The organism is Agromyces protaetiae, from assembly GCF_004135405.1.
GTDB classification, from domain to species: Bacteria; Actinomycetota; Actinomycetes; order Actinomycetales; family Microbacteriaceae; genus Agromyces; species Agromyces protaetiae.
In genome coordinates this window covers 2,822,287-2,846,232 of record NZ_CP035491.1, presented here as the reverse complement: position 1 = coordinate 2,846,232, position 23,946 = coordinate 2,822,287, and the positions used below count along the sequence as shown (strand labels likewise).

The following is a 23,946-nucleotide window of genomic DNA, read 5'->3' as shown; positions in this document are numbered from 1 at the left end:
ATTGTGGGCAGCGGTGACCTGGGGACATCCGTAGACCTTACGTACATTTCGATGCACAGGGCGTGGCGCCGCAGCTTGCGCCGTTGCGAGAATGGGCGAATGTTTCGAGCGGTGCGACGCGACGACCTCATGGCCGCCGTCGACGCTGCGATCGGCGGCGGAGCCCGGGTCATCCTGCTCGCGGGCCCCGCGGGAATCGGCAAGTCGTTCGTGCTCGAGACGCTCGCGGCCGCGGTCGAGCGCCGCGGCGACCGCGTCGATCGCGTCTGGGGCACGGCTGCGCTGTCGGATGTCCCGGGCGGCGCCCTCGCGCATCTCGTCGCTCCGTCCGCCGATATCGCGACGATGCTCGCCGGCCTCGTGCGGAATGTCGCGCCGATCCTCTGCGTCGACGACCTCGACCAGTGCGATCCGCTGTCGGTCGCGATGCTCGAGCGGCTCGCACGCGAGCCCGGACGGCTGACCCTCGCGACGATGCGAAGCGAGAACGGGCTTCCGCCCGACCGGATCCGTGACTTCGTCGACCGGTCGGCGGCGCGGATCGTGGTCGTGGGACCGCTCGTAGCGAGGCAGGTCTCCGAACTGGTGACGGGCGTCCTCGACGACGAGGTGCACGGCGACCTCGTGGACGAGGTCTGGCGCCGAACCGGTGGGAACCCGCTGTACGCGACGCAGCTCCTGCTCTCGGCACGCGAAACGGGGGCGATCGCGCGGCGCGGCGGGCTCTGGGTCGTCGACGGGCCGCTCGGGGCGCCGGCGTCGCTGCGGGCCGCGCTCCTCGCTCGTCTCGACGGGCTCGGTCCGGCTGCATGCGATGCTGCCGAGTTCCTCGCGGCGATGGGGGAGACGAGGCTCGACCGGGTCGAATCGAGCGGGCGCGCCGTCGGCTCGCGCGAGCTCTTGCAGGCAGGTGTCGCGACGATCCACGGCGAACGCATCGCGCTCGCGCATCCGCTGTTCGCGGAGGCGGTCACGAGCCGCACCGACCCGCTCAGACGCCGCGAACTGCTCCGCGAGCACTTCGCAGCGGAACGTTCGTCGAAGTTCCCCGACCAGGTGCGACTCGCGCTCCTCGCGATCCAGATCGACGAGGACGTCCCTGCCGGCGCGCTCGTCCGCGCCGCGCGCCTCGCGATGGCGGGCGCCGACACGCGCACCGCGCTCGTGCTCGCGCTCGCAGCGCTGCAGACGGCGCGGGGGGACATCCGGATCGAAGCCCTGGGCTTCGCCGCCGACGCGCAGATGCAGCTCGGGCGAGGCGCTGAAGCCCGCGACCTGCTCGAGCAGGCGCTCGGCCGCACTGCGCCCGGGCCGCGCGCGCTGCTGCTCACAGCGCTCCTGCACGTCGTCCTCACGTGGGGCTGCCACGACCCGTCGGCGTCGGCTGAGATGCTCGCCGCGCAAGTGAAGCGCTACCCGCGATGGACGCCCGTCGTGGGCGAACTGTTCGCGGTGCTCGAGTCCGACCGGCTCGTCTACGAGGGGCGGCCCGCCTCGGCGCTCGCGGTGCTCGAGGGCGGTTCGGCGGGTGGCCACGGCACCGATCTCATCGGTCGGATCGCGGCGGCGACGAGGTTCGCGCCGCACCTCGAGGCGCGGATGGCGACCGCGCGGGCGCAGGCGCTGATCCAGCTCGGGCGTGCCGAGGAAGCCCTCGCGGCGCTCGACGTCGACGTGTTCACCGCGCGAGCGGAGCTGCTCGACGAGCAGGTCCCGAGCTGGCGGGCCGATGTCGAGAATGCGCGAGCCCACGCCCTGCGCGACCTCGACCCTGAGCGCGCCCGGGTCGTCGGCGAGGGGGCGTACCGGACCGCCGACGACCTCGGCCTGGTGCAGGCGAAGGCCTGGGCGGCGTTCATGCAATCGGGTGCGGCGCTCTTCGCGGGGCGGCTCGACGATGCCGCCGAGTGGGCGCGCCGCGCGCGCGCTCTCGCCGAGTCGGGCGGGATGCCCGCGTGCCGTCGGCTCGCCGACGCGTACCTCGACATCGCGACGGGTTCTCGCGGGCTGATCGAGCCGCGAGCAGACGGAGGGGCCGAGCCCGCCCCGGCCGCCACGGGGTTCCTCTGGCACCAGACGCTCATCGGCGATGCGTGGCGGGCGCGCGCTTCGGGCAGGCTCGCTCGGGCGGCGCGGATCATGGCCGAAGCGCACGCCGCGGCGGCCGGTGACGGCGCGCTCATGAGCGTCGCGTTCATCGCACACGAGCGCGTCCGGATGGGGGAGCGGGGCGTCTCGTCCGTCCTCGCGGAGCTTCCCGGCGCCGGGCCGTTGCTCGTCGCACGCCGGCTTCTCGCGCGCGGCGTCGACGAGAACGACGCCGGTCTCCTGCATCGCGCCGCCGACGCCTTCGAACGGCTCGGCATGCCGCTGTTCGCTGCGGAGGCCTTGGCGGTCGCCGCCGGCGAACAGAGCGGCCGGGCCCGAGCTGCTGCGCAGCATCGCGCGTCCCTGCTGGCGGAAGCAGCCGGTTCGCCTGCGACGCCGCTCCTCGCGCGGGCGTCCGCGCGGCCGGTGCTCACGCCGCGCGAGCAGGACATCGCCGAGCGGGCGATCGTGCGCACGAGTTCGGAGATCGCGAGCGAGCTCTACCTCTCGGTGCGCACGGTCGACACGCACCTCGGCCGCGTGTACACGAAGCTCGGCATCTCTTCGCGGCGGGACCTCGCGGAGGCGCTCGGCGTCTCCGACTGACGACCGCTCCTCCCGAGTCGGCGTCGCCGGCGCGCCTTCCACAAGGTGCGACTCGCAACGAGCGGATGTCTCGCGCCCTCGTAGCGTGCGGGCATGCCCGCCGACGCTCCCGACCCGCTCGCTTCGCTCGATCCGTCCGCGAAGCGCGCGCCTGCGCGGGTGCGGATCGCGGTCGGAGCGGCGATCGTCTGCTTCGTCGTCGCGGTGGCCGTGTCGGCGGTGCTGTCGGCGTCGGTCGCGGGCGATCGCGGGGCGATCGGCGGAGCGGCGCCGCTCGCCGACGGGGGCGGCGCCGCGGACGCCCCGCAAGGTCGAGCCGCCGAGGTGGGGGTCGCGCTCTCGAACCCCGTCCTCGTGCACGTGCTCGGAGCCGTTGCGGAGCCCGGACTCGTCGAGCTCGGCGAGGGTGCACGCGTCGTCGACGCGGTCGCCGCGGCGGGAGGGTTCTCGGCCGACGCCGACCCGGCCGGCGTGAACCTCGCACGGCCCGTCGCCGACGGCGAGCAACTCGTCGTGCCTCGCGTCGGCGAGCTGCCGCCGCCGCAGGCCGCGGGTGCGGCGGGCAGGGGTGGTGGCGCGGGTGCGGCGGACGGACTCGTGCACCTCAACACGGCCGACGTCGCGGCGCTCGACACGCTCCCGCGCATCGGGCCCGCGTTGGCGCAGCGCATCCTCGACTGGCGGGAGGCGAACGGCGGATTCACGAGCGTCGACCAGCTCCGCGAGGTCGCGGGCATCGGCGACGCGACCTTCGCGGGCCTTGTCGATCTGGTGGCGCTGTGAGCACCGCGCGAGGGCGCGATCTCCGGCTGCTGCTTCCGGCGGCGGTCGCATGGGCGGCCGGATGGCTCGCGGTCGGCGCACCCGACGCGGGAATCGGCGCGTGGGTGCCGGCGGTCGCGCTGTGGGCGGCCGCGGCGGTGATGTGCGCGGTCGTCGTACGGGCGGTCCTCGTCGCCCGACGGCGAGGACCGGCGGCACGGGTCGCAGTGGTCGCAGCCGTCGCCGCGACACTGCTCGTCGCGTCGGCGGCGGGCGCCTCGGTCGCGCACTCGACCGCGGTCGGACTCGATCGTCGTGGAGCATCCACACTCGCGTCGGCGGCGGCCGAGCACCGCACGGTCGCCGTCGTCGTCAAACTCACGAGCGCTCCGCGCAAGGTCGCCGTGAGTCCGTCGATGCCGTGGCTCGCGGGCGAATCGCGCGTGCGGTTCGAGGCTCTCGTGGTCTCGATCGATGGGAGAGACGGCGGGAGTGTGCCGGTGCAAGTGACGGCCGAGGCATCCGAGGGGCTGGCGTTCGGGGCGCACGCGGCGTTTCGGGCGAGCGTGGGCGCGGGCGCGTCGGCCGATTCCGCCGCGTTCCGACTGCGACCGGTCGATCCGCTTGCGGTTTCGCCGCCGCCGCCGTGGCTCGCGTGGGCTGCGACCTTGCGCGCAGGGTTCGCGGATGCCGCAGAACGCCTCGGCGGCGACGGCGGAGCACTCGTCCCGGGCCTGGCGATCGGCGACACGAGTGCGGTCGGCGCCGAGCTCGACGCATCCATGAAAGCCTCCTCGCTCAGCCACCTGACGGCTGTGTCGGGGGCGAACTGCGCGATCGTGACGGCGCTCGCCTTCGCGCTCGCGGCCGCCTGCGGCCTCCCGCGGTTCGCGCGCGTCGCGATCGCACTCCTCGCCCTCGCAGCCTTCGTCGTGCTCGTGACACCCGAGGCGAGCGTCGTGCGCGCGGCGGCGATGGGGGTAGTCGTGCTCGTCGCGACGGCGTCGGGGCGGCAGGGCGGTGGGATCGCGGCGCTCTCGATCGCGATCATCGCGCTGCTCGTCGGCGATCCGTGGCTCGCACGCGACTACGGGTTCGCGCTCTCGGTGTGCGCGACGGCGGGGCTCCTGCTCCTCGCCGGTCCGCTCGGCGCGAAGCTCGCGCGGTTCATGCCGGGATCGCTCGCGCTCGTGCTCGCGGTGCCGATCGCAGCCCAACTCGCGTGTCAGCCCGTGCTCATCATGCTGAACCCCGGCGTCGCCGTGTACGGCGTCGTCGCGAATCTGCTGGCGGCGCCCGCAGCTCCCGTCGGTACGATGGTCGGCCTCGTCGGATGCCTCGTCCTGCCCGTGCTGCCGTCGGTCGGGTTCGCCGCCCTGCAGATCGCGTGGCTGCCGGCCTCGTGGATCGCGCTCGTCGCGCACGGCACCGCGGGACTCCCCGGCGCGACGGCGGGGTGGGTGCCGGGAGCGATCGGCGCACTGCTCCTCGCGGCGGTGACGGGCACGGGCGTGTGGCTCCTGTTCGCACGCCGCCGACCGTTCGTCGGCGTGCTCGCGGCGAGCATCATGCTCATCGTCGCCATCGCAGGACCACTCGGTGCGTCCGTCGGCGCGCCCGCGCTCGTGCGCGCGGCGATGCCCGATGACTGGGATGTCGCCCAGTGCGACATCGGGCAGGGCGACGCCGTGCTCGTGCGCGATGCCGACGCCGTGGCGCTCATCGATACCGGGCCCGATCCGGCGGCGCTCGCCCGGTGCCTCGGCCTCCTCGGGATCGATCGGATCGACCTGCTCGTCCTCACCCACTGGGACGCCGACCACGTCGGCGGCGTCGCCGCGGTCGCAGGGATGGTGGGCACGGTGCTCCACGGACCGCTCGACGGCGGGCGGTCGAGCAGGCCGCTCGACAGGCTGGTCGAGTCGGGAGCCGTCGTGCACGAAGTCGCGACGGGTGCGCACGGAACGCTCGGGGATGCCGCATGGCGTGTGCTCTGGCCGGAGCCCGGCGCCGAGCCGGGGAACCCCGCGAGCGTCGTCCTCGAGGTGCACGCGGGGGAGTGGACGGGACTCTTCCTCGGCGACCTCGGCGAAGACGCCCAACGGAGCATGCTCGCGCGCGAGCGGCCGGGCCGGGTGGATCTCGTGAAGGTCGCCCACCACGGCTCCGCCGATCAGTACCCCGACCTCTACGCACGGCTCGCCGCCGACGTCGGCCTCGTGGGAGTCGGCGCCGACAACGGCTACGGGCACCCGACGTCGAAAGCACTCGGGATGCTCGCGGCGGCCGGCACGACGGCGATCCGCAGCGATCTCGACGGCACGGCGCTGCTGACCCGCGACGAGGGCGTATGGCGGCTGTGGACCGAACGCGGCGACGCGTCCGGCGTCGCTGCGGGAGGAGAAGCGTCCCTCGGGTCCGCGTCGGCGGCCGCCCGTAGACTTGACGCCGGCGGCGGACGAACGGAGACAGGGTGGCGGCAGCACGCGGAGCGACGGCGGCGAAAGGCAAGGCGGCCATCCCGCAGCTCTCGTGGAACGAGGTGCGTCCAGCGCCCGTCGTGCTCGTGTCGGGCCCCGAAGACGTCCTCGCCGACCGTGCCGTGACGATGCTGCGCGACTTCCTGCGCTCCGAAGACCCCGCACTCGAGGTGAGCGATCTCGAAGCCGACGGCTACCGTCGGGGCGAACTGCTCACGCTCGCGAGTCCCTCGCTGTTCGGCGAACCCCGATTCATCCGCGTGACCGCCGTCGAGAAGGCGAGCGACGACTTCCTTCTCGACGCCCTCGACTACCTCGAGTCGACCGCCGAGCAGACGACCGTCGTGCTTCGCCACCGCGGCGGCATGCGCGGCAAGAAGCTCCTCGACGCGATCCGCGCGGGCGGCGGCGACGCCATCGAGATCGTGTGCGCCGAACTCAAGAACGACAGCGCCAAGCAAGACTTCGCGGCGACCGAGTTCCGAGCGGCAGGCCGCCGAATCGCCCCCTCCGCGCTCCGCGCACTCGTCGGCGCGTTCTCCGACGACCTGGGTGAACTCGCCGCCGCCTGCCGACAGCTCATCGCCGACGCTCCCGGCGACATCGACGAGCCGACCGTCGCGAAGTACTACGGCGGCCGCGTCGAGACGACGGCGTTCGTCGTCGCCGACCAGGCGATCGCGGGCCGTCGCGGCGACGCGCTCGTCGCGCTCCGACAGGCGCTCGAGTCGGGCGCCGACCCCGTGCCGATCGTCGGTGCGTTCGCGATGAAGATCCGCAGCATGGCGAAGGTCTTCGGCACCCGCGGCTCGTCGGGCCAACTCGCCGGTCAACTCGGGCTCGCGCCGTGGCAGATCGATCGAGCCCGACGCGACCTCGTCGGCTGGGACGACGAGGGGCTCGCGCGCGTCGTCGAGGCGCTCGCGGCGACCGACGCCGCGGTGAAGGGCGCGGAGCGCGACCCCGTGTTCGCGCTCGAACGGCTCGTCGCCCTCATCGCCGATCGCGGTCGGGCGCGCTGACCGGTACGGAATCGGCCCGAACCGACAAGGGCCACGTATGCGACGAGGGCCCCGCACCTTCCGGTGCGGGGCCCTCGTGCGGACGCTCCTGAGAGCGGAGTCTCTGGGATCAGAGCGCGGCAGCCTGCTTCGCGATCGCCGACTTGCGGTTCGCGGCCTGGTTCTGGTGGATGACGCCCTTCGAGACGGCCTTGTCGAGCTTGCGCGACGCGACGCGGACGGCGGCGGTCGCCTTCTCCTTGTCTCCGGCGGCGATGGCCTCGCGCGCGGCGCGCACGACGGTCTTCAGCTCGCTCTTGACGGCCTTGTTGCGTTCTTCGGCCTTGCGGTTGGTGCGGATGCGCTTGATCTGCGACTTGATGTTTGCCACGTTGAATCGATTCTTTCGTGTGTGTGGGTACCTGACGTGCCGTCGCGAGGTAGAGGGACTCGCTTCGGCGAATCGTGCGGGGTGGGACCCACACGGAAGCCAACAAGCAACTCTACCAGCTTCCGGAAGAGCGGCCAAAGCGCGCCCCGAGCGAGTCAGGTGCTTCTCAGGCGGCGGATGCGCGCGGCACGAGGCGCCGCCGTCGCTCGACTTCGGCGACCGCCCCGAGGATCGCCGCCGTGAATGCTTCGGGCCGCGACAGGCTCACAAGGTGGGATGCGCCCGGAACCACGATGAGCCGACCGTCGCGGGCGGCCCGGAGCATCCGCCGCTCTTCGAGGCGGAAGTGGTCGAACCGGCCGTTGACGAACCAGATCGGGCAGTCGATGCGTCCGACCGCGGCCTCTTCGTCGACCGTCGCGACGGCACCGATCGCGTCGGACATGACGTCGAGGGCGACGCCGCCCGCGACGACGTCGGCGACGGCCTCGGGGGAGAGGAAGAGACGAGCCATGCCGTCGTTCAGGGCGCGTCCGCGATCGGGCAGGCGTTTGATGGCCGCCGCGAGCCGCTGGTAGCCGCCGAGGGCGGGTCCTCGGGGGCGCGTTCCGCACGACGCGGCGACGAGGCCGTCGATGCGCTCGGGGTGGTCGGCCGCATACGCGATCGACAAGTAGCCGCCGAGGCTCAGTCCGACGAGCACGCGTGGGACCCCATCGTCGACGCCATCGGGCGCGAGCGCGGCGTCGACGGCCTCGAACGCGGTCTCGAGCGAGAACGGCTCGCCCATGCGGGACCCGTGCGCGGGCAGATCGATCGGGCGCGCGTCGATGTCGTGCGCGGCGAGCGGCAGCAACTGATTGCGCCACATCGTCGCCGAGGTTCTGATGCCGTGCACGAGCACGACTCTCGCTCGAGACATCCATCACCCCCTCGTCGGATGCAGCACATGCTAACCCGCGGGAAACGCGACAGGCATCCCCAGATGGGAGGGCGCATCCCGGGCACGGCTGAGCATGGGAGAATCGTCGGGATGTCTCCGAGAGCCGCTCACCCGCCGGTACCTGCCGCCACCGATCCCGCGCTGATCCGCAACTTCTGCATCATCGCGCACATCGACCACGGCAAGTCGACCCTCGCCGACCGCATGCTCCAGATCACGGGCATCGTGAGCGACCGCGACATGCGCGCGCAGTACCTCGACCGCATGGACATCGAGCGCGAGCGCGGCATCACGATCAAGAGCCAGGCCGTGCGCATGCCGTGGCAGGCGGGAGCGCAGTCGTTCGCGCTCAACATGATCGACACGCCGGGCCACGTCGACTTCAGCTACGAGGTCTCCCGGTCGCTCGCGGCATGCGAGGGTGCGATCCTGCTCGTCGACGCGGCGCAGGGCATCGAGGCGCAGACCCTCGCGAACCTCTATCTTGCGCTCGAGAACGATCTCGAGATCATCCCCGTGCTGAACAAGATCGACCTTCCGGCGGCCGAGCCCGAGAAGTACGCGCGTGAGCTCGCCGACCTCATCGGCGGCTCGCCCGACGACGTGCTGAAGGTCTCGGGCAAGACGGGTGTGGGCGTCGAAGACCTCCTCGACCGCGTCGTCGAACGCATCCCGGCTCCCGTCGGCGACGCGAACGCCCCGGCGCGCGCCATGATCTTCGACTCGGTCTACGACAGCTATCGCGGCGTCGTCACGTACGTGCGCATGGTCGACGGCCAGCTGAACCCGCGCGAGCGCATCCAGATGATGTCGACGAAGGCGACGCACGAGATCCTCGAGATCGGCGTGAGCTCGCCCGAGCCGACGCCCACGAAGGGACTCGGCGTCGGCGAGGTCGGCTACCTCATCACGGGCGTGAAAGACGTGCGCCAGTCGAAGGTGGGCGACACGGTCACGACGGCGGCGAAGCCCGCGACCGACGCGCTCTCGGGTACACCGAGCCGCTGCCGATGGTGTTCTCCGGCCTTTACCCGATCGACGGCAGCGACTACCCCGAACTCCGCGAGGCGCTCGACAAGCTCAAGCTCTCCGACGCGGCACTCGTGTACGAGCCCGAGACGTCCGTCGCGCTCGGCTTCGGGTTCCGTGCCGGCTTCCTCGGGCTCCTCCACCTCGAGATCGTGACCGAGCGGCTGCGCCGCGAGTTCGGGCTCGACATCATCAACACGGCGCCGTCGGTGGTCTACGAGGTCACGACCGAAGACAAGAAGACCGTCACGGTCACGAACCCGAGCGAGTTCCCGACGGGCGCGAAGATCGCCGAGGTGCGCGAGCCGATGGTGCGCGCCGCGATCCTCGCGCCGAAAGACTACGTCGGCACGATCATGGAGCTCTGCCAGTCGCGTCGCGGCACGCTCCTCGGCATGGAGTACCTCGGCGAAGACCGAGTGGAGATCCGCTACAACATGCCGCTCGGCGAGATCGTGTTCGACTTCTTCGACCAGTTGAAGTCGAAGACGGCGGGCTATGCGTCGCTCGACTACGAGCCGACGGGCGACCAGGCGGCCGACCTCGTCAAGGTCGACATCCTGCTCCAGGGCGAGCAGGTCGACGCGTTCAGCGCGATCGTGCACCGCGACAAGGCGTACGCGTACGGCGTGCTCATGACGGGCCGGCTTCGCGAGCTCATCCCTCGGCAGCAGTTCGAGGTGCCGATCCAGGCTGCGATCGGCGCGCGTATCATCGCGCGCGAGTCGATCCGCGCCATGCGCAAAGACGTGCTCGCCAAGTGCTACGGCGGTGACATCACCCGCAAGCGCAAGCTCCTCGAGAAGCAGAAGGAGGGCAAGAAGCGCATGAAGATGGTGGGTCGCGTCGAGGTCCCCCAAGAGGCGTTCATCGCGGCGCTGAGCGGCGACGTCGAGAAGAAGGACGCCAAGAAGTAGGGGGCTTCCGATGACTCGACGCAGCACGTTCACCGATCAGTCCGTGACCTACGGGGCGATCGGGGCGACCCTCGACGCCGATTTCCTCCGGTACCCGCCGAAGGGCTTCCGCCCCGCCGAAGACACGGTGAAACTCGGCAGCGGGCGCGACCGCTTCGAGCGCGCGGCCGAGTCGCTCATGACGTGGGGCGTCCAGCGCGGCGCGGGCTTCGAGGTCGCGGATGTCTCGACCGGCACGGGAGCGCAGTACACGGGCATCTCCTACGGAGCCGACGGACTTCCGCTCGCCGAGCAGCCGTCGTCGCGTACCGAGCAGCGCTATTCGGCCGACGGCGAGGCGTATCTCGCGGCCGGGATGACGGCGACGCTCGTCGAGCGCGGTCGGTTCGGGAAGCGTTCGCTGCCCGTGCTCGTCGTCTACGTCGTCGACGAACCGCAGCGCGTCGGGTTCGCGTACGGCACGGCCGGCGAGGGCGCCGAGCACGGCGAGGAGTCGTTCATCCTCGAGCACCGAGACGACGATTCGGTGTGGCTCACGATCCGGTCGGTGCTCGAGCCTGCGCAGGGTTTCGCGCGCGTGCTCGCCCCACTCGTGCGGCATCGCCGCCGGGCATTGACGCAGCGCGAGCTGCGGGCGCTGCACCCGGCGTTCCCGGTCTGACCGTGGGCGGTCCGCTGCCCTTGGGCGACCCGGCTCCCGCCGACGGGCTGCTGCCCGCGTCGGTCGTGTCGGGCGCTGCCGAGCGCGCCTTCGGCGTGTACGTGCACGTGCCGTTCTGCCGCGTGCGGTGCGGGTACTGCGATTTCAACACGTACACGTCAGGCGAGTTGCGCGGCGCGAAGCAGAGCGAGTACGCCGATCAGGCGATCGGCGAGATCCGGATGTCTCGCCGCGTGATGGATGCCTCGGGGCTGCCCGAGCGCGAGGCATCCACGATCTTCTTCGGCGGCGGCACGCCGACGCTGCTTCCGGCCGCCGACCTCGTCGCGATGCTCGGAGCGATCCGCGACGAGTTCGGGCTCGCGCCCGGCGCCGAGGTGACGACCGAGGCGAACCCCGACTCGGTCGACGCCGACGACCTCGTGCGGCTCGCCGAAGGCGGATTCACGCGGGTGTCGATCGGCATGCAGTCGGCCGTCCCGCACGTGCTCGCGGCGCTCGACCGCACGCACGATCCCGACCGCGTGCCGCTCGTCGTCGAGTGGGCCCGGCGAGCGGGCCTCGAGGTGAGCCTCGACCTCATCTACGGCACGCCGGGGGAGTCACTGGGCGATTGGCGGCGCAGCGTCGACGCGGTCGTCGCCGCGAACCCCGATCACGTGAGCGCGTACGCGCTCATCGTCGAGGACGGCACGAAGCTCGCCCGGCAGATCCGCCGCGGCGAGCTCGCGACCCCCGACGACGACCTCGAGGCCGACATGTACGAGCTCGCCGACGACGCATTCGAGGCCGCAGGCTACGGCTGGTACGAGGTGAGCAACTGGGCGCGGGGCGAAGAGCACCGCTCGCGGCACAACCTCGGGTACTGGCGCGGCGACGACTGGTGGGGCGTCGGTCCGGGTGCCCACAGCCACGTCGGCGGGGTGCGCTGGTGGAACGCGAAGCATCCGGCCGCCTACGCCGAGCGCATTGCTGCGGGAGTCTCGCCCGCCGTCGGCCGCGAGACTCTCGACGAGCCGACCCGAGAGACCGAGCGCGTGCTTCTGCAGTCGCGCATCCGCGAGGGTATCGCGATCCCGTCGCTCCACACCGCCGGGCGGCACGCCGTCGCGGAGCTCATCGCCGACGGGCTCGTCGACGCGAAGGCCGCCCTCGGCGGGCGGCTCACGCTCACGCGCCGAGGGCGGCTCCTCGCCGACGCGGTCGTGCGCAAGCTCATCGAAGGCTGACGGCTGACGGCTGACTGCTGGAGCCGGCGGATGCCGGCGGGCGGCCCGGGGCCCGCCAGAACCGCCCGCCACGAGACATCCGCCGCCGGTCAGATCGACCGCCGGTAGCTTCGTAGCGACGCGACCGCCCAGGCGAACGCGAGTGAAGCGAATGCCGCGAGCAGTCCGAGCCGGCCCCACACGAGCATCGCGTCGCCCGCGCCCGCGAGCCCGGCGCGGCCCACCTCGACGGCCCAGGTGAGCGGGTTCCACGTCGCGATGCCGGCGATCCAGTCGGGCAGCAGGCTCGCGGGCATCATCGTCGTCGAGAGGAACGTCGCGGGCAGCACGACGATCTGCGAGAGACCGATGAGGGCGACCTGGTTGCGGGTCCGCAAGGCGACGGCGGTCGACATCGAGCAGAACGCGCTCGCGAGCAGCGTTGCGGCCAGGAGAGCGAGCAGAATGCCGCCGAAGCCGCCCGGGTAGCGGGCACCGCCGAGGAAGCCGATCCCGAGCACGATCGCCGACTGCACGAGGTTCACGAGGAGTTGTTGCAAGAGCTGCCCCGTGACGATCGCCGACCGCGAGATCGGCGCCGTGAGCAGCTGGTCCATGACGCCCGAGCCCATGTCGTCGATGTAGCCGGTGCCGGCCCACGCGCCCGAATAGAGCACGGTCATCATGAGGACGCCCGGCACGAGGTAGGCGAGGTAGCCCTCGCCGCCGAAGGCGGGCAGCGCCCCGATCGACGCGAACACCTGCCCGAACAGGAGGATCCAGATGATCGGCTGCAGGAGCGACATCACCGGCCCCCACGCTTGACGGACCGTGACGACGATCCAGCGGCGGAAGACCTGGCCGGTCTGGGTGAACCAGCCGGCAGGGCCGGAGGCCGGGGTGCGGACGGGTGTGCTCGGTGCGATGACGGTGCTCATGCTGCGGCTCCTTCGGAGGGAGAGGCGGGCTCGGATGTCTCGGGGCCCGACGCGTCGGGGTCGGCGGAATCGTCGGTCGGGGGCGCCGCGGCGAAGGTGTGGCCCACGTAGTGCAGGTAGACGTCGTCGAGCGTCGGCGCGGAGACGGATGCCGCTCCGAAGGCGATGCCGGCGGAGGTCAGCGCCGGGATCACCGACCCGATCGCGGCCGAGGCATCCTCGACCCTCGCGACGAGCGCGCCGGTCGGACCGGCCACCTCGACGACGAGCCCGCGGATGCCCCGCAGCGGCTCGACGGCTGCGCGCACGGCGTCGGCATCGGGCTCGAAGAGCTCGACGCGCAGGGTGTCGCCATTGAGCGTCGACTTGAGGGCCGCGGCGCTTCCCGAGACGACCTCGCGGCCGCGGTCGATGATCATGAGCTCGTCGGCGAGCCGGTCGGCCTCTTCGAGGTAGTGCGTCGTGAGGACGACCGTGAGCGCGTCCTCTGCGGAGAGCCGGCGGATCTCGGCCCACATCGCCGCGCGCGACTCGGGGTCGAGCCCCGTGGTCGGCTCGTCGAGGAAGAGCACCGACGGCCGGTGGGTGAGCGCCGCGGCGACGTCGAGCCGACGCCGCATGCCGCCCGACAACTTGCCGACCGGGCGCGACGCCGCGTCGTCGAGACCGAACTCGGCGAGCAGGCGACGGGCCCGATCGCGGGAGTCGACGCTCGACATGCCGCGGAGCCGCGCGGCGAGCACGAGGTTCTCTTCGGCCGTGAGGAGCGGGTCGCAGCTCGCGCCCTGCGAGACGTAGCCGATGAGGGCGCGCACGCCCGCGGGGTCGGCGACGACGTCGCGGCCGCCGACCCGGGCGGTGCCCGAGGTCGGTGTGCTCAGGGTGGTGAGGATCTTCGTGGTCGTCGACTTGCCCGCGCCGTTCGGGCCGAGCAGGCCGTAGACGCGTCCGGCGGGCACGACGAGGTCGAGGCCTCGGAGTGCGTGGACGGGCGGGCGCCCGCGACCCGTGCGATAGGTCTTCGCGAGCCGTTCGGCCTCGATGGCCGGAGGCGTAGTGATCATGGTGATCTCCTGGCGGTTCGGAGCGGTGCGGAAGGGAGCGTGCGTCGGCGGTGGTGTCACCGGCTACTTGGTGGGGCGAACAGCATGCGCGCGAGCGTCAGGAACATGACGATGAACGCCGCCGGGAAGACGAGCCACGACCACACCCAGCCGACCGAGAATCCCAGCACGACGAAGAGGACGAACGCGGTCACCCAGATCGCCGCCGTGTACATGCCGAACCGCGCGGCCGTCGCGGGGTCTTCGTCGAAGCGGTTCGGCACCGCGTTCTGCGAACGCTGGAGCTCGACCATCCACGCTTTGTGACGGTTGGTCTGCGTCGCTCCGAGATACGCGAACAACACGATGCCGACGACGAACGGCACTGCCGCGATCGCGACCGACCAGAGCGGCAGGAGCCCGAGCGCGATGATGCCGCCGAGTCCGAGTGCGAGGACTGCGAGAGCGGACGCGACCCCGTACCCGACCGCGCGCCCCCGCGGCATGGGGTGGTTCGTCGTCGTCTCCTGCGAGAGCGCGTCGCCGACGATCCAGCCGATCGCGAGCGCGGCGAGCACGAGGAGGAGGATCGCGCCCCAGAGGGCGGGCGCGCCCGCCGCGCCGAGTCCGTGCAGCAACGACACGCCGACGATCGACAGCGACGCCGACGCGAGCGAGCCGACGGCGACGATCGAGGCGATCACGGTGCGCACGACGAAGGTCGCGTTCGGGCGGACCCGGTTGCGGGCGAAGAGGACGCTCGAGGCCTGAGCGGGCGACCCCGAGGCATCCGCCCTCGAACGCTGCTGCGCCTCGCCCGACGCGGCGTCGAACTCGACGAGCGCGCGCACGTCGCCGAGTTCGGCGACGGCGCGCCGGGCGGCCTCGGCGGACGGGACGCCCTGTGACTCGAGTTCGTCGGCGCGGGCGATGAGGTTGGCGCGGATCTCCTCTTTCAGGTCTTGCGTCTCGGGCGTGTACGGGATGTCCGCGAACGCCTCGTCGAGGAGTCGATGGATCTGTTCGGCGGTCATCGCGAGGAGCCTTTCGTGTCGGTGTTGCGGCCGGGGAGGTCGAGGAGGGAGTCGATGATCTGCCGCGTCGCGACCCACGCGGCGACGTTGCGGGAGTAGACGGCGCGACCGGCGTCGGTGAGTCGGTAGTACTTGCGGCGGGCGCCCTGGCTCTCGTCGCCCCAGTACGCCTCGGCGAGGCCGTCTTTCAGGAGCCGGCGGTAGGTCGCGTAGAGCGTGGCCTCTTTGATCTCGTAGCGACCGCCGGTGGCGTCGCGGATCGTCTTGTAGATCTCGAACCCGTAGCGGTCGCCCGCGCGGAGGACGCCGAGCACGATCGTGTCGGTGTGGCCGCGCAGGAGATCGGCGGCGAACGCATCGTCGGCGACGGATGCGATGTGGTCTGTCATGACTAGTACTGTATCTGATCAACTACTAGACGTGCAAGGTTCCTGTGAACGACGACGCCCGCCTCCGGCTGCGGCCGGGGCGGGCGTCGAACGGGCTCGGTGTCAGTTCGCGAAGGCGTCAGCTCACGAACTTGATGGACAGCGGGTACGTGTACGGCTGGCCCTGGTTCGCCTTCATCGCGGCGATGATGCCGAAGACGATCGACAGCACCCATGCCGCGAGCAGCACGAAGAAGCCGATGATGATGAGCGAGAGCAGTCCGCCGACGACGTACGCGATGAGCAGCGTGATCTGGAAGTTCAGCGCCGTCGCGGTGTGCGCGCGGATGAACGGGCCGCGGTCTTTCAGCACGAGGTAGCCGATGAGCGAGGGCAGGATTCCGAAGAGGATGCCGCCGACGTGGATGAGCGTCGCCCAGAGCTTCTCGTCGGACGGGCTCAACGGCTGAGCCTGCTGATACGGGTTCGGAGGCGGCGGAGGGCCGGGCGGCGGCGGCGTCGGGGGGCCGGCGGGCGGCGGCGGAGGCGTTGCGTCGGACATGCTGACTCTCCTCGTTCGGGTTCGCTGATGAGCGAACGTCATCTCGAGCACATGGTTGCAGAGAGACGCGCCGGTCGGGAAGACCCGACCGGCGCGTCATCGTCTCGTGCTCGCGCTACTTGATGAGGCGGATGGCGAACGGGTAGCGGTAGTGCTGGCCGTCCTTCGCCTTGAGGAAGGCGAGGATCGAGAAGACGACGCTCGCGATCCAGAGCACCCAGTAGAGCAGGATGCCGATGAAGAAGAACGACAGGACGAGTGCGATCGCGTAGCCGATGAACACCGTGATCTGGAAGTTGAGCGCTTCCTTCGCCTCGGTGTTCGTGAACTGGCCGCGGTCCTTGAAGACGAGCCAGATGATGAGCGACGGCAGGAACCCGAGGATGCCGCCGAGGTGGGCGAACGAGCCCCACTGGATGTCCTGCTCGGGCGAGAGGGGCGCGGCTGCGGGCGGCTGGGCCGGTTGTGCGTTCGGATCGGTCATGGGAGTGGGATGCCTTTCGGGTCGAGTGAATCGGCCGCTGAGGTGGCGGCATCCGCGTGCGGGAAGCGCGGAACTCGCGGATGCTGCTCAAGATAGCGGCGAGTCGGAGGGCGGGCAACGAATTCGGCGCAGGATGACGGGTTAGGATTGGCACTCGAACGGGCTGAGTGCTAAACGAACGGAAACGAGGGGTCGATGGTCTCGGAACGCGGACTCGCGGTCCTTCGCGCGATCGTGCAGGACTACGTCGCCTCGCGCGAGCCCGTGGGCTCGAAGTCGATCGTCGATCGGCATGCGTTCGGCGTGTCGGCGGCGACCATCCGCAACGACATGGCCCTCCTCGAAGAGGAAGAGCTCATCCAGGCGCCGCACACCTCGTCTGGTCGCATCCCGACCGACAAGGGCTACCGTGTCTTCGTCGACCGCCTGAGCGATGTACGACCGCTGAGCGCAGCGCAGCGCCAGGCCATCGAGACCTTCCTCGGCGAGTCGAACGATCTCGACGAACTCCTCGCCCGCACCGTGCGGCTCATCGCGCAACTCACGAACCAGCTCGCGGTCGTCCAGGTGCCAAGCTTCTCGCGCACGCGCGTGCGGCACATCGAGCTCGTCCAGCTCGCGCCCGATCGGGTCCTCTGCATCCTCATCACCGACTCCGGACAGGTCGAGCAGCGGCTCGCCGATCTGGGCGCCGACATCGATTCCGAGACGCTCGCCACCCTGCGGGTGCGGCTCAACGAGGCGGCCGGCGGGCTCACGATGGCGGATGCCGCGGCGGCGCTGTCGGTCGAGATCGTCGACGCCGACCCGAGATTCGCCGACGTCTACCGCACGATCGCCGCGACGATCGCGGAGCAGGCGCGCGTGCAGCGCGGGGAACGGCTCGTGGTCGCGGGCGCGGCCAACCTCGTGCGCACCGAACAAGACTTCTCGGGCTCGATCCTCGGCGTCATCGAAGCCATCGAGGAGCAGGTCGTGGTTCTCCGGCTCTTCGGCGAGATGGCGGCCGACCCGCACGCCGTCGCCGTCCGCATCGGCCGCGAGAACGCGCCGTACGGGCTCGGCGAGGCCTCGATCGTCTCGAGCGCCTTCTCGGTCCCCGGCCGCGACGTCGCCCGCCTCGGCGTCGTCGGTCCCACCCGCATGGACTACTCCGCGAGCATGGCCGCGGTGCGCGCGGTCGCGCGCTACCTGTCGCTCCAGCTCGGCGAGCACTGAACTCTGCGGCCTCCGCGCCGCACTCCCGATCGAAAGGAACCGCCCTCGTGGCAGACCATTACGAGGTCCTCGGCGTCTCGCGCGAGGCCACGCCCGACGAGATCAAGAAGGCCTACCGCCGGCTCGCCCGCGAGCTCCACCCCGACGTCAACCCGGGCGCCGAGGCATCCGAGCGTTTCAAAGAGGTCACACACGCCTACGACGTGCTCTCCGACCCGAAGCAGCGCCAGCAGTACGACCTCGGAGGGCAAGGCGGCTTCGGCGGCGCCGGAGGATTCGGCGGCTTCGGCGACATCTTCGAGACGTTCTTCGGCGCCGGCCAGCAGTCGCGCGGGCCGCGTTCGCGGCGCGAGCGCGGTCAGGACGCGCTCATCCGCGTGGAGGTCGGCCTCGACGAGGTCGTCTTCGGCACCCACCGCGACCTCGAGGTCGACACGGCGATCGTGTGCGAGACCTGCCACGGCTCGTGCTGCCAGCCGGGCACCTCGCCCGTCACGTGCGACATGTGCCACGGCACCGGTCAGATCCAGCGCGCCGTGCGCTCACTCCTCGGCAACGTCATGACCTCGAGCCCGTGCGGCACATGCCGCGGCTACGGCTCGATCATCGCGACCCCGTGCGTCACCTGCCAGGGGCAGGGTCGCGTCCGCGCCCGCCGCACGGTGCCCGTGGACATCCCCGCGGGCGTCGACACGGGGCTGCGCCTGCAGATGCCGGGCTCGGGCGAAGCAGGCCCGGCCGGCGGCCCGAACGGCGACCTCTACCTCGAGATCAAGGTCAAGAACCACGACGTCTTCAGCCGCAACGGCGACGACCTCCTCTGCACCCTCGAAGTGGCGATGACCGACGCGATCCTCGGCACGACGGCGACCATCCCCGCCCTCGACGGCGACGTCGAGATCGACCTCAAGGCGGGCGTCCAGGCGGGCGAGGTCATCACGGTGAAAGACCGCGGAATCACGCACCTGCGCGGCTCCGGCCGCGGCGACCTCAAGGTCGGGGTGCACGTCGTCACGCCGACGAAGCTCTCGGGCAAGGAGCGCCAGCTCATCGAGCAGTTCGCGGCGTCGCAGAAGCCCCACAAGCCCGAGCTCACCCACTTCCAGCAGGGGCTGTTCGCCCGGCTGCGCGACAAGTTCCTCGGATGACCCGGTGATCCGGATGACTCGATGAGCAGCCTGTACTTCGACGAGGGGCTGGAGCTCGCGGCCGCAGCCGCGGGCGACGTCGTCGAGCTCTCGGGCGACGAGGCGCGCCATGCGGTCACGGTGGCGCGCGTACGCGTCGGCGAGACGCTCTCGATCGGCGACGGCCGCGGCACGATCGTCACCGGCGCGGTGGTGTCGACGGGCGCGCGCGAGCTGTCGCTCGAGGTCGCGGATGTCTCCCGCGACGCGCGACCGAGTCCCGCGATCGTGCTCGCGCAGGCCCTCGCGAAGGGCGACCGCGACGAGCTCGCGGTGCAGGCCGCGACCGAGCTCGGGGTCGATCGCATCGTGCCGTGGGCGGCAGCCCGGTCGGTGTCGCGGTGGGAAGGCCCCAAGGCGGTCAAGGGCCGTCAGCGGTGGGCGACGATCGCGCGCGAAGCGTCCAAGCAGTCGATCCGTGCGTGGATCCCCGAGGTCGACGAGCCTGCGACGACCGGTCAGCTGGCGAGCCGGTTCGACGGCGCCCGGATCCTGCTCCTCGAGCCGTCCGCCGAAGCCGCGATCACCGAGCTCGAGTTCGACGGGCGCGACCTCGTGCTCGTCGTCGGACCCGAGGGCGGCATCGCCCCCGCCGAGCTCGAGCGACTCGGCGCCGCGGGCGCCGAACAGGTTCGGCTCGGCACATCGGTGCTCCGCACCTCGACCGCGGGGCCCGCCGCGATCGCCGTGCTGTCTGCCGCGCTCGGACGGTGGTGAGACATCCCCAAGGCACCCGCCGCCGAGGCATCCGTCGCTACGATGGACGGTATGAGCGAGACTCGCGAACCGACCGTCTTCGAGCGCATCTCCGCAGGTGAGATCCCGGCGCGCATCGTCGCCGAGACCGAACGCGTCATCGCGTTCCACGACATCGCGCCGAAGGCGCCCGTCCACGTCGTCGTGACCCCGCGGAGCGGCGAGTACCGCAACGTCGTCGAGCTCGCCGCGGGCGACCCGGGCCTCCTCGCCGAGATCGTCGAGGTCGCGAACGGCGTCGCCGCAGAGCTCGCCGACGGCGACTTCCGCCTCATCTTCAACACGGGCTCGGGCGCGGGCCAGACCGTGTTCCACGTCCACGCGCACGTCATCGCGGGCGCCCTGACGGAGGGCTCGCTTGCCGGAGCCTGATCCGATCGACGCACCGACCGCCGTTCCGGCCGACGAGGAACGCCTCAGCATCGACGGCATCGCGATGGTGCGTCTGCTCGGTCCGCAAGACCGCCTGCTCACGCAGATCCAGCGCGAGCACCCCGAAGTCGCCGTCCACGTGCGCGGCAACGAGATCGCCATCCGCGGCGACGCCGCCGGTCGTCTCCAGGTGCGCCGGCTCATCGAAGAACTGCTCGAACTCGTCCGTCAAGGGCAAGATCCGACCCCGACCGAAGTGAGGAGCTCCGCGCGCATGCTCGAAGCCGACCCCGGTGCCCGACCCTCCGAACTGCTCGGCCAGGTGATCGTGTCGAGTCGGGGCAAGACCATCCGACCGAAGACCGAGGGCCAGCGGCAGTACGTCGACGCGATCGACGAGCACACGATCGTGTTCGGCATCGGCCCTGCGGGCACCGGCAAGACCTACCTCGCGATGGCGAAGGCCGTGCAGGCGTTGCAGCGCAAAGAGGTCAGCCGGATCATCCTGACCCGTCCGGCCGTCGAGGCGGGGGAGCGGCTGGGCTTCCTGCCCGGCACCCTCACCGACAAGATCGACCCGTACCTGCGGCCGCTCTACGACGCGCTCAACGAGATGATGGACCCCGAGCTGGTGCCGAAGCTCCTCGCGTCGGGCACCGTCGAGGTCGCGCCGCTCGCCTACATGCGCGGGCGCACGCTCAACGACTCGTTCGTCGTGCTCGACGAGGCGCAGAACACGACGCCCGAGCAGATGAAGATGTTCCTCACCCGCCTCGGGTTCGGCTCGAAGATGGTCGTCACGGGCGACATCACCCAGGTCGACCTGCCCGGCGGAGCATCCGGCCTGAAGCTCGTGACGCGCATCCTCGACCAGATCGACGACATCCACTTCGCGCGGCTCACGAGCGACGACGTCGTGCGTCACACGCTCGTCGGCCGCATCGTCGACGCCTACACCGAGTACGACCAGCGCCAGCAGGCGCAGCGATTCGAGCGCGACCAGGCGCGCGAGTTCGCGAACCGAGCCGAGCGCCGCGGCCGCGCGCCGCGCGACCACCAACCCCCGAGGCCGAAACAGTGACCGAGAAGACCCCGACCGACGGAGCCCGAGACCCCATGAGCATCGAGATCACCAACGAGTCCACGATCGAGGTCGACGAGGCATCCCTCCAACGGCTCGCCGTGTACGCGCTCGACGCGATGCATGTGCACCGAGAGGCCGAGCTCGCGATAGTCCTCGTCGACGAAGGCGCGATGGAGCAGCTCCACGTGCAGTGGATGGACGAGCCAGGCCCGACCGACGTGCTGAGCTTCCCGATGGACGAACTGCGGCCCGGCACCGAAGACAAGCCGAGCGCCGCGGGCCTTCTCGGCGACGTCGTGCTGTGCCCGCAGGTCGCGGAATCGCAGGCGAAGACCGCCGGCCACTCGCTCCTCGACGAGCTCCAGCTCCTCACGGCGCACGGCATCCTGCACCTGCTCGGGTTCGATCACGCCGAGCCCGCCGAAGAGAAGGAGATGTTCTCGATCCAGCGGGACATCCTCGTCGGCTTCGCGATGCAGGAGCGCCGCCGCTCCCGATGATGCAGCCCTGGCTCTTCCTCGTGACCGCCGTCGTCCTCGTGGGGTTCGGCGGTCTCATGGCCGCGGTCGACTCGGCGCTCGGGGTGCTCTCGCGGGCCGATCTCGAGGCGCTCGCGCTCACGTCGCGGCGGCGCGAGTCGCTCGTCAAGATCGCCGAAGACCCGGGCGCACACGTCAACGCCGTCAACTTCATCCGCATCCTCACCGAGACGACCGCCGCCGTCCTCGTCACGCTCGTGTTCGTCTCCTTCATCGACAACGTGTGGTTCGTGCTGCTGTGGTCGGCGCTCATCATGACGATCGTGTCGTTCGTGCTGGTCGGTGCGAGCCCGCGCAGCTTCGGACGCGTGCACGCGCGCGGGGTGCTGCGATGGTCGGCGCCGATCGTGCGGTTCGTGCGGCTCCTCCTCGGGCCGATCGCGAACGCGCTCGTCGCGCTCGGCGACAAGGTCACGCCCGCGCGCATCCGGTTCGCCGGAGTGTCGAGTGAAGAGCAGCTGCTCAGCATCGTCGACGAGGCGGCCGAGCTCGAGGTGCTCGAAGAAGAGGACCGTGAGCTCATCCACTCGATCTTCGAGTTCAACGACACCGTCGTACGCGAGGTCATGGTGGCCCGCACAGACATGGTCACGATCGAGGGCTCGGCGCACGTGCCGCAGGCGATGGCGCTCTTCCTGAAGGCCGGCTACTCGCGCATCCCCGTCATCGAGCGCGATGCCGACGACGTCACGGGCATCCTCTACCTGCGCGACGTCGCGCGCCTCGAGTTCGAGCGGCCGGGCGACGCCGATGCGCTCACGGTCGCCGAGCTCGCGCGGCCGGCGATGTTCGTGCCCGAGTCGATGAAGGCCGACGCGCTCCTTCGCCGCATGCAGCTCGAGTCGAACCATCTCGCGATGGTCGTGGACGAGTACGGCGGCATCGCGGGGCTCGCGACGCTCGAAGACCTCATCGAAGAGCTCGTGGGCGACATCGCCGACGAGTACGACCGCGAGGCCGCGCAGGTCGAGGCGCTCGACGAGGGGCGGTTCCGCGTGAACGCACGCCTGCCGATCGACGAGCTCGGCGAGCTCTTCGGGCTCGATCTCGAAGACGAGGACGTCGACACGGCGGGCGGGCTCCTCTCGAAGGAGCTCGGCCGGCTGCCGCAGCCGGGGGAGCAGGTCGCCGTGAGCGGGCTCGTGCTCCAGGCCGAACGCACCGAAGGCCGCCGCAAACGGATCGGGACCATCCTCGTCTGGGCCGACGAGGCCCTCATCGACGCACGCACCGCCTTCGAGGGCGGCATCGCAGAAGGAGACCGTCATGACCGACGCGAACACGCCTGAACCGCAGAGCGACTACCGTGCCGGGTTCGTCTCGTTCGTCGGCAGGCCGAACGTCGGCAAGTCGACGCTCACGAACGCGCTCGTCGGGCAGAAGGTCGCCATCACGAGCTCGAAGCCGCAGACGACGCGCCGAGCCATCCGGGGCATCGTGCACCGCGACCACGGGCAGCTCATCCTCGTCGATACGCCGGGTCTCCACCGGCCGCGAACGTTGCTCGGCGAACGCCTCAACGCCCTCGTCGAGGCGACCCTCGGCGACGTCGACGTCATCGCGTTCTGCGTGCCCGCGAACGAGACGATCGGACCGGGCGACCGGTTCATCAACGAGCAGCTCGACCAGTACCCGCACGCCAAGAAGGTCGCGATCGTCACGAAGACCGACGCGACGAGCAAGGCGAAAGTCGCCGAGCAGCTCCTCGCCGTGTCGCAGTTGCGCGACTGGGCGGCGATCATCCCCGTGTCGGCGCCGCGCGGCGAACAGCTCGACGTCCTCGTCGACGAACTGCTCTCGCTCATGCCGAAGGCCGAGCACGCCCTCTACCCGGCCGAGACCCTCACCGACGAAGACGTCACCGAGCGCATCGCCGAGTTCGTGCGCGAGGCGGCCCTCGAGGGCGTCTCCGACGAGCTGCCGCACTCGATCGCGGTGACGGTCGACGACATGATCGAGCGCGACGACAAAGACCTCATCGAGGTCTACGCGAACGTCTTCGTCGAGCGCGACAGCCAGAAGGGCATCATCATCGGCAAGGGCGGCTCACGCCTGAAAGACGTCGGCGCGACGGCGCGGGCGCAGATCGAGGCGCTCCTCGGGCGGAAGGTCTTCCTCGCGCTGCACGTGAAGGTCGCGAAGGACTGGCAGCGCGACCCCAAGCAGTTGGGGCGGCTCGGGTTCTGAGCTCGCATCGCGGCAGGCGCGCGCGGCGAGGCATCCGCGTACATCGAACGGATGACTCTGCGCCCACGCCGGGTACCGTGCGCCCGTG

22 protein-coding genes and 1 pseudogene are annotated in these 23,946 nt (G+C 71.0%); 15 read left to right on the top strand and 8 right to left on the bottom strand.

Features of this window, described 5'->3' with window-relative positions; translation table 11 throughout:
• The first annotated feature begins 99 nt into the window (after window positions 1–99).
• The 4 genes from ET445_RS13245 to holA all read left to right on the top strand — a co-directional run bounded on the left by ET445_RS13245 (window position 100) and on the right by holA (window position 6,958).
• Window positions 100–2,694 (top strand): LuxR C-terminal-related transcriptional regulator, encoded by a 2,595-nt coding sequence (locus ET445_RS13245; RefSeq protein WP_129191698.1) that lies wholly within the window; start codon window positions 100–102, stop codon window positions 2,692–2,694.
• A 93-nt stretch (window positions 2,695–2,787) separates the two neighbouring features.
• Entirely contained in the window at window positions 2,788–3,477 is a 690-nt protein-coding gene (locus ET445_RS13240) for a ComEA family DNA-binding protein (RefSeq protein ID WP_129191697.1), read from the top strand.
• Complete coding sequence (locus tag ET445_RS13235; protein ID WP_129191696.1) at window positions 3,474–6,062, top strand: ComEC/Rec2 family competence protein; 2,589 nt, start codon at window positions 3,474–3,476, stop codon at window positions 6,060–6,062. The genes ET445_RS13240 and ET445_RS13235 overlap by 4 nt, the downstream gene beginning before the upstream one ends.
• A complete protein-coding gene (gene holA, locus ET445_RS13230; RefSeq protein WP_243695410.1) occupies window positions 5,975–6,958 on the top strand; it encodes a DNA polymerase III subunit delta in 984 nt (327 codons plus the stop codon). The genes ET445_RS13235 and holA overlap by 88 nt, the downstream gene beginning before the upstream one ends.
• 109 nt (window positions 6,959–7,067) lie before the next feature.
• Here holA and rpsT read toward each other — a convergent pair whose 3' ends face one another.
• The gene (gene rpsT, locus ET445_RS13225; protein WP_129191694.1) at window positions 7,068–7,328 is read right to left on the bottom strand and encodes a 30S ribosomal protein S20; all 261 of its coding nucleotides are present in this window, start codon (window positions 7,326–7,328) and stop codon (window positions 7,068–7,070) included.
• Between the two features lie 166 nt (window positions 7,329–7,494).
• Window positions 7,495–8,250 carry an alpha/beta fold hydrolase gene (locus ET445_RS13220; RefSeq protein ID WP_129191693.1) on the bottom strand — a complete coding sequence of 252 codons (756 nt, stop codon included), beginning with the start codon at window positions 8,248–8,250 and terminating at the stop codon, window positions 7,495–7,497.
• Window positions 8,251–8,361: 111 nt separating this feature from the next.
• Between ET445_RS13220 and lepA the strand changes: the two are divergent.
• From lepA to hemW, 3 genes and pseudogenes are all read left to right on the top strand, one after another.
• Window positions 8,362–10,217, top strand: a pseudogene (gene lepA, locus ET445_RS13215) (translation elongation factor 4).
• A 10-nt stretch (window positions 10,218–10,227) separates the two neighbouring features.
• Window positions 10,228–10,878: a DUF1990 family protein gene (locus tag ET445_RS13210; RefSeq protein ID WP_129191692.1), complete on the top strand. Its 651-nt coding sequence runs from the start codon at window positions 10,228–10,230 to the stop codon at window positions 10,876–10,878.
• Between the two features lie 2 nt (window positions 10,879–10,880).
• Window positions 10,881–12,107, top strand: coding sequence for a radical SAM family heme chaperone HemW (hemW, locus tag ET445_RS13205; protein WP_129191691.1), 1,227 nt, complete (start codon window positions 10,881–10,883; stop codon window positions 12,105–12,107).
• 89 nt (window positions 12,108–12,196) lie between these two features.
• Here the strand turns inward: hemW and ET445_RS13200 are convergent, their stop codons facing one another.
• The 6 genes from ET445_RS13200 to ET445_RS13175 all read right to left on the bottom strand — a co-directional run bounded on the left by ET445_RS13200 (window position 12,197) and on the right by ET445_RS13175 (window position 16,515).
• Complete coding sequence (locus ET445_RS13200) at window positions 12,197–13,024, bottom strand: ABC transporter permease (protein ID WP_129191690.1); 828 nt, start codon at window positions 13,022–13,024, stop codon at window positions 12,197–12,199.
• A complete protein-coding gene (locus tag ET445_RS13195) occupies window positions 13,021–14,088 on the bottom strand; it encodes an ABC transporter ATP-binding protein (RefSeq protein ID WP_129191689.1) in 1,068 nt (355 codons plus the stop codon). The genes ET445_RS13200 and ET445_RS13195 overlap by 4 nt, the downstream gene beginning before the upstream one ends.
• A gap of 56 nt (window positions 14,089–14,144) precedes the next feature.
• Window positions 14,145–15,101, bottom strand: coding sequence for a permease prefix domain 1-containing protein (locus ET445_RS13190; protein WP_129191688.1), 957 nt, complete (start codon window positions 15,099–15,101; stop codon window positions 14,145–14,147).
• Complete coding sequence (locus ET445_RS13185) at window positions 15,098–15,490, bottom strand: PadR family transcriptional regulator (protein ID WP_129191687.1); 393 nt, start codon at window positions 15,488–15,490, stop codon at window positions 15,098–15,100. The genes ET445_RS13190 and ET445_RS13185 overlap by 4 nt, the downstream gene beginning before the upstream one ends.
• Window positions 15,491–15,608: 118 nt before the next feature.
• A complete protein-coding gene (locus tag ET445_RS13180) occupies window positions 15,609–16,031 on the bottom strand; it encodes a DUF4870 domain-containing protein (RefSeq protein WP_129191686.1) in 423 nt (140 codons plus the stop codon).
• Window positions 16,032–16,146: 115 nt separating this feature from the next.
• A complete protein-coding gene (locus ET445_RS13175) occupies window positions 16,147–16,515 on the bottom strand; it encodes a DUF4870 domain-containing protein (RefSeq protein WP_129191685.1) in 369 nt (122 codons plus the stop codon).
• Window positions 16,516–16,710: 195 nt separating this feature from the next.
• Between ET445_RS13175 and hrcA the strand changes: the two genes are divergently transcribed.
• The 8 genes from hrcA to era all read left to right on the top strand — a co-directional run bounded on the left by hrcA (window position 16,711) and on the right by era (window position 23,858).
• Window positions 16,711–17,733 carry a heat-inducible transcriptional repressor HrcA gene (gene hrcA, locus ET445_RS13170; protein WP_129191684.1) on the top strand — a complete coding sequence of 341 codons (1,023 nt, stop codon included), beginning with the start codon at window positions 16,711–16,713 and terminating at the stop codon, window positions 17,731–17,733.
• A 47-nt stretch (window positions 17,734–17,780) separates the two neighbouring features.
• Window positions 17,781–18,881 carry a molecular chaperone DnaJ gene (gene dnaJ / locus ET445_RS13165; protein ID WP_129191683.1) on the top strand — a complete coding sequence of 367 codons (1,101 nt, stop codon included), beginning with the start codon at window positions 17,781–17,783 and terminating at the stop codon, window positions 18,879–18,881.
• 21 nt (window positions 18,882–18,902) lie between these two features.
• On the top strand, window positions 18,903–19,637 hold the full coding sequence (locus ET445_RS13160) for a 16S rRNA (uracil(1498)-N(3))-methyltransferase (protein WP_129191682.1): 735 nt from the start codon (window positions 18,903–18,905) through the stop codon (window positions 19,635–19,637).
• A 51-nt stretch (window positions 19,638–19,688) separates the two neighbouring features.
• A complete protein-coding gene (locus ET445_RS13155) occupies window positions 19,689–20,048 on the top strand; it encodes an HIT domain-containing protein (protein WP_129191681.1) in 360 nt (119 codons plus the stop codon).
• Window positions 20,049–20,112: 64 nt separating this feature from the next.
• The gene (locus ET445_RS13150; RefSeq protein ID WP_129192567.1) at window positions 20,113–21,129 is read left to right on the top strand and encodes a PhoH family protein; all 1,017 of its coding nucleotides are present in this window, start codon (window positions 20,113–20,115) and stop codon (window positions 21,127–21,129) included.
• A gap of 35 nt (window positions 21,130–21,164) precedes the next feature.
• Entirely contained in the window at window positions 21,165–21,632 is a 468-nt protein-coding gene (ybeY, locus tag ET445_RS13145; RefSeq protein ID WP_129192566.1) for an rRNA maturation RNase YbeY, read from the top strand.
• Window positions 21,629–22,960 carry a hemolysin family protein gene (locus tag ET445_RS13140; RefSeq protein ID WP_129191680.1) on the top strand — a complete coding sequence of 444 codons (1,332 nt, stop codon included), beginning with the start codon at window positions 21,629–21,631 and terminating at the stop codon, window positions 22,958–22,960. The genes ybeY and ET445_RS13140 overlap by 4 nt, the downstream gene beginning before the upstream one ends.
• Window positions 22,938–23,858, top strand: coding sequence for a GTPase Era (gene era / locus ET445_RS13135; protein WP_129191679.1), 921 nt, complete (start codon window positions 22,938–22,940; stop codon window positions 23,856–23,858). Before ET445_RS13140 ends, era begins: the two co-directional genes overlap by 23 nt.
• The last annotated feature ends 88 nt before the right edge of the window (window positions 23,859–23,946 follow it).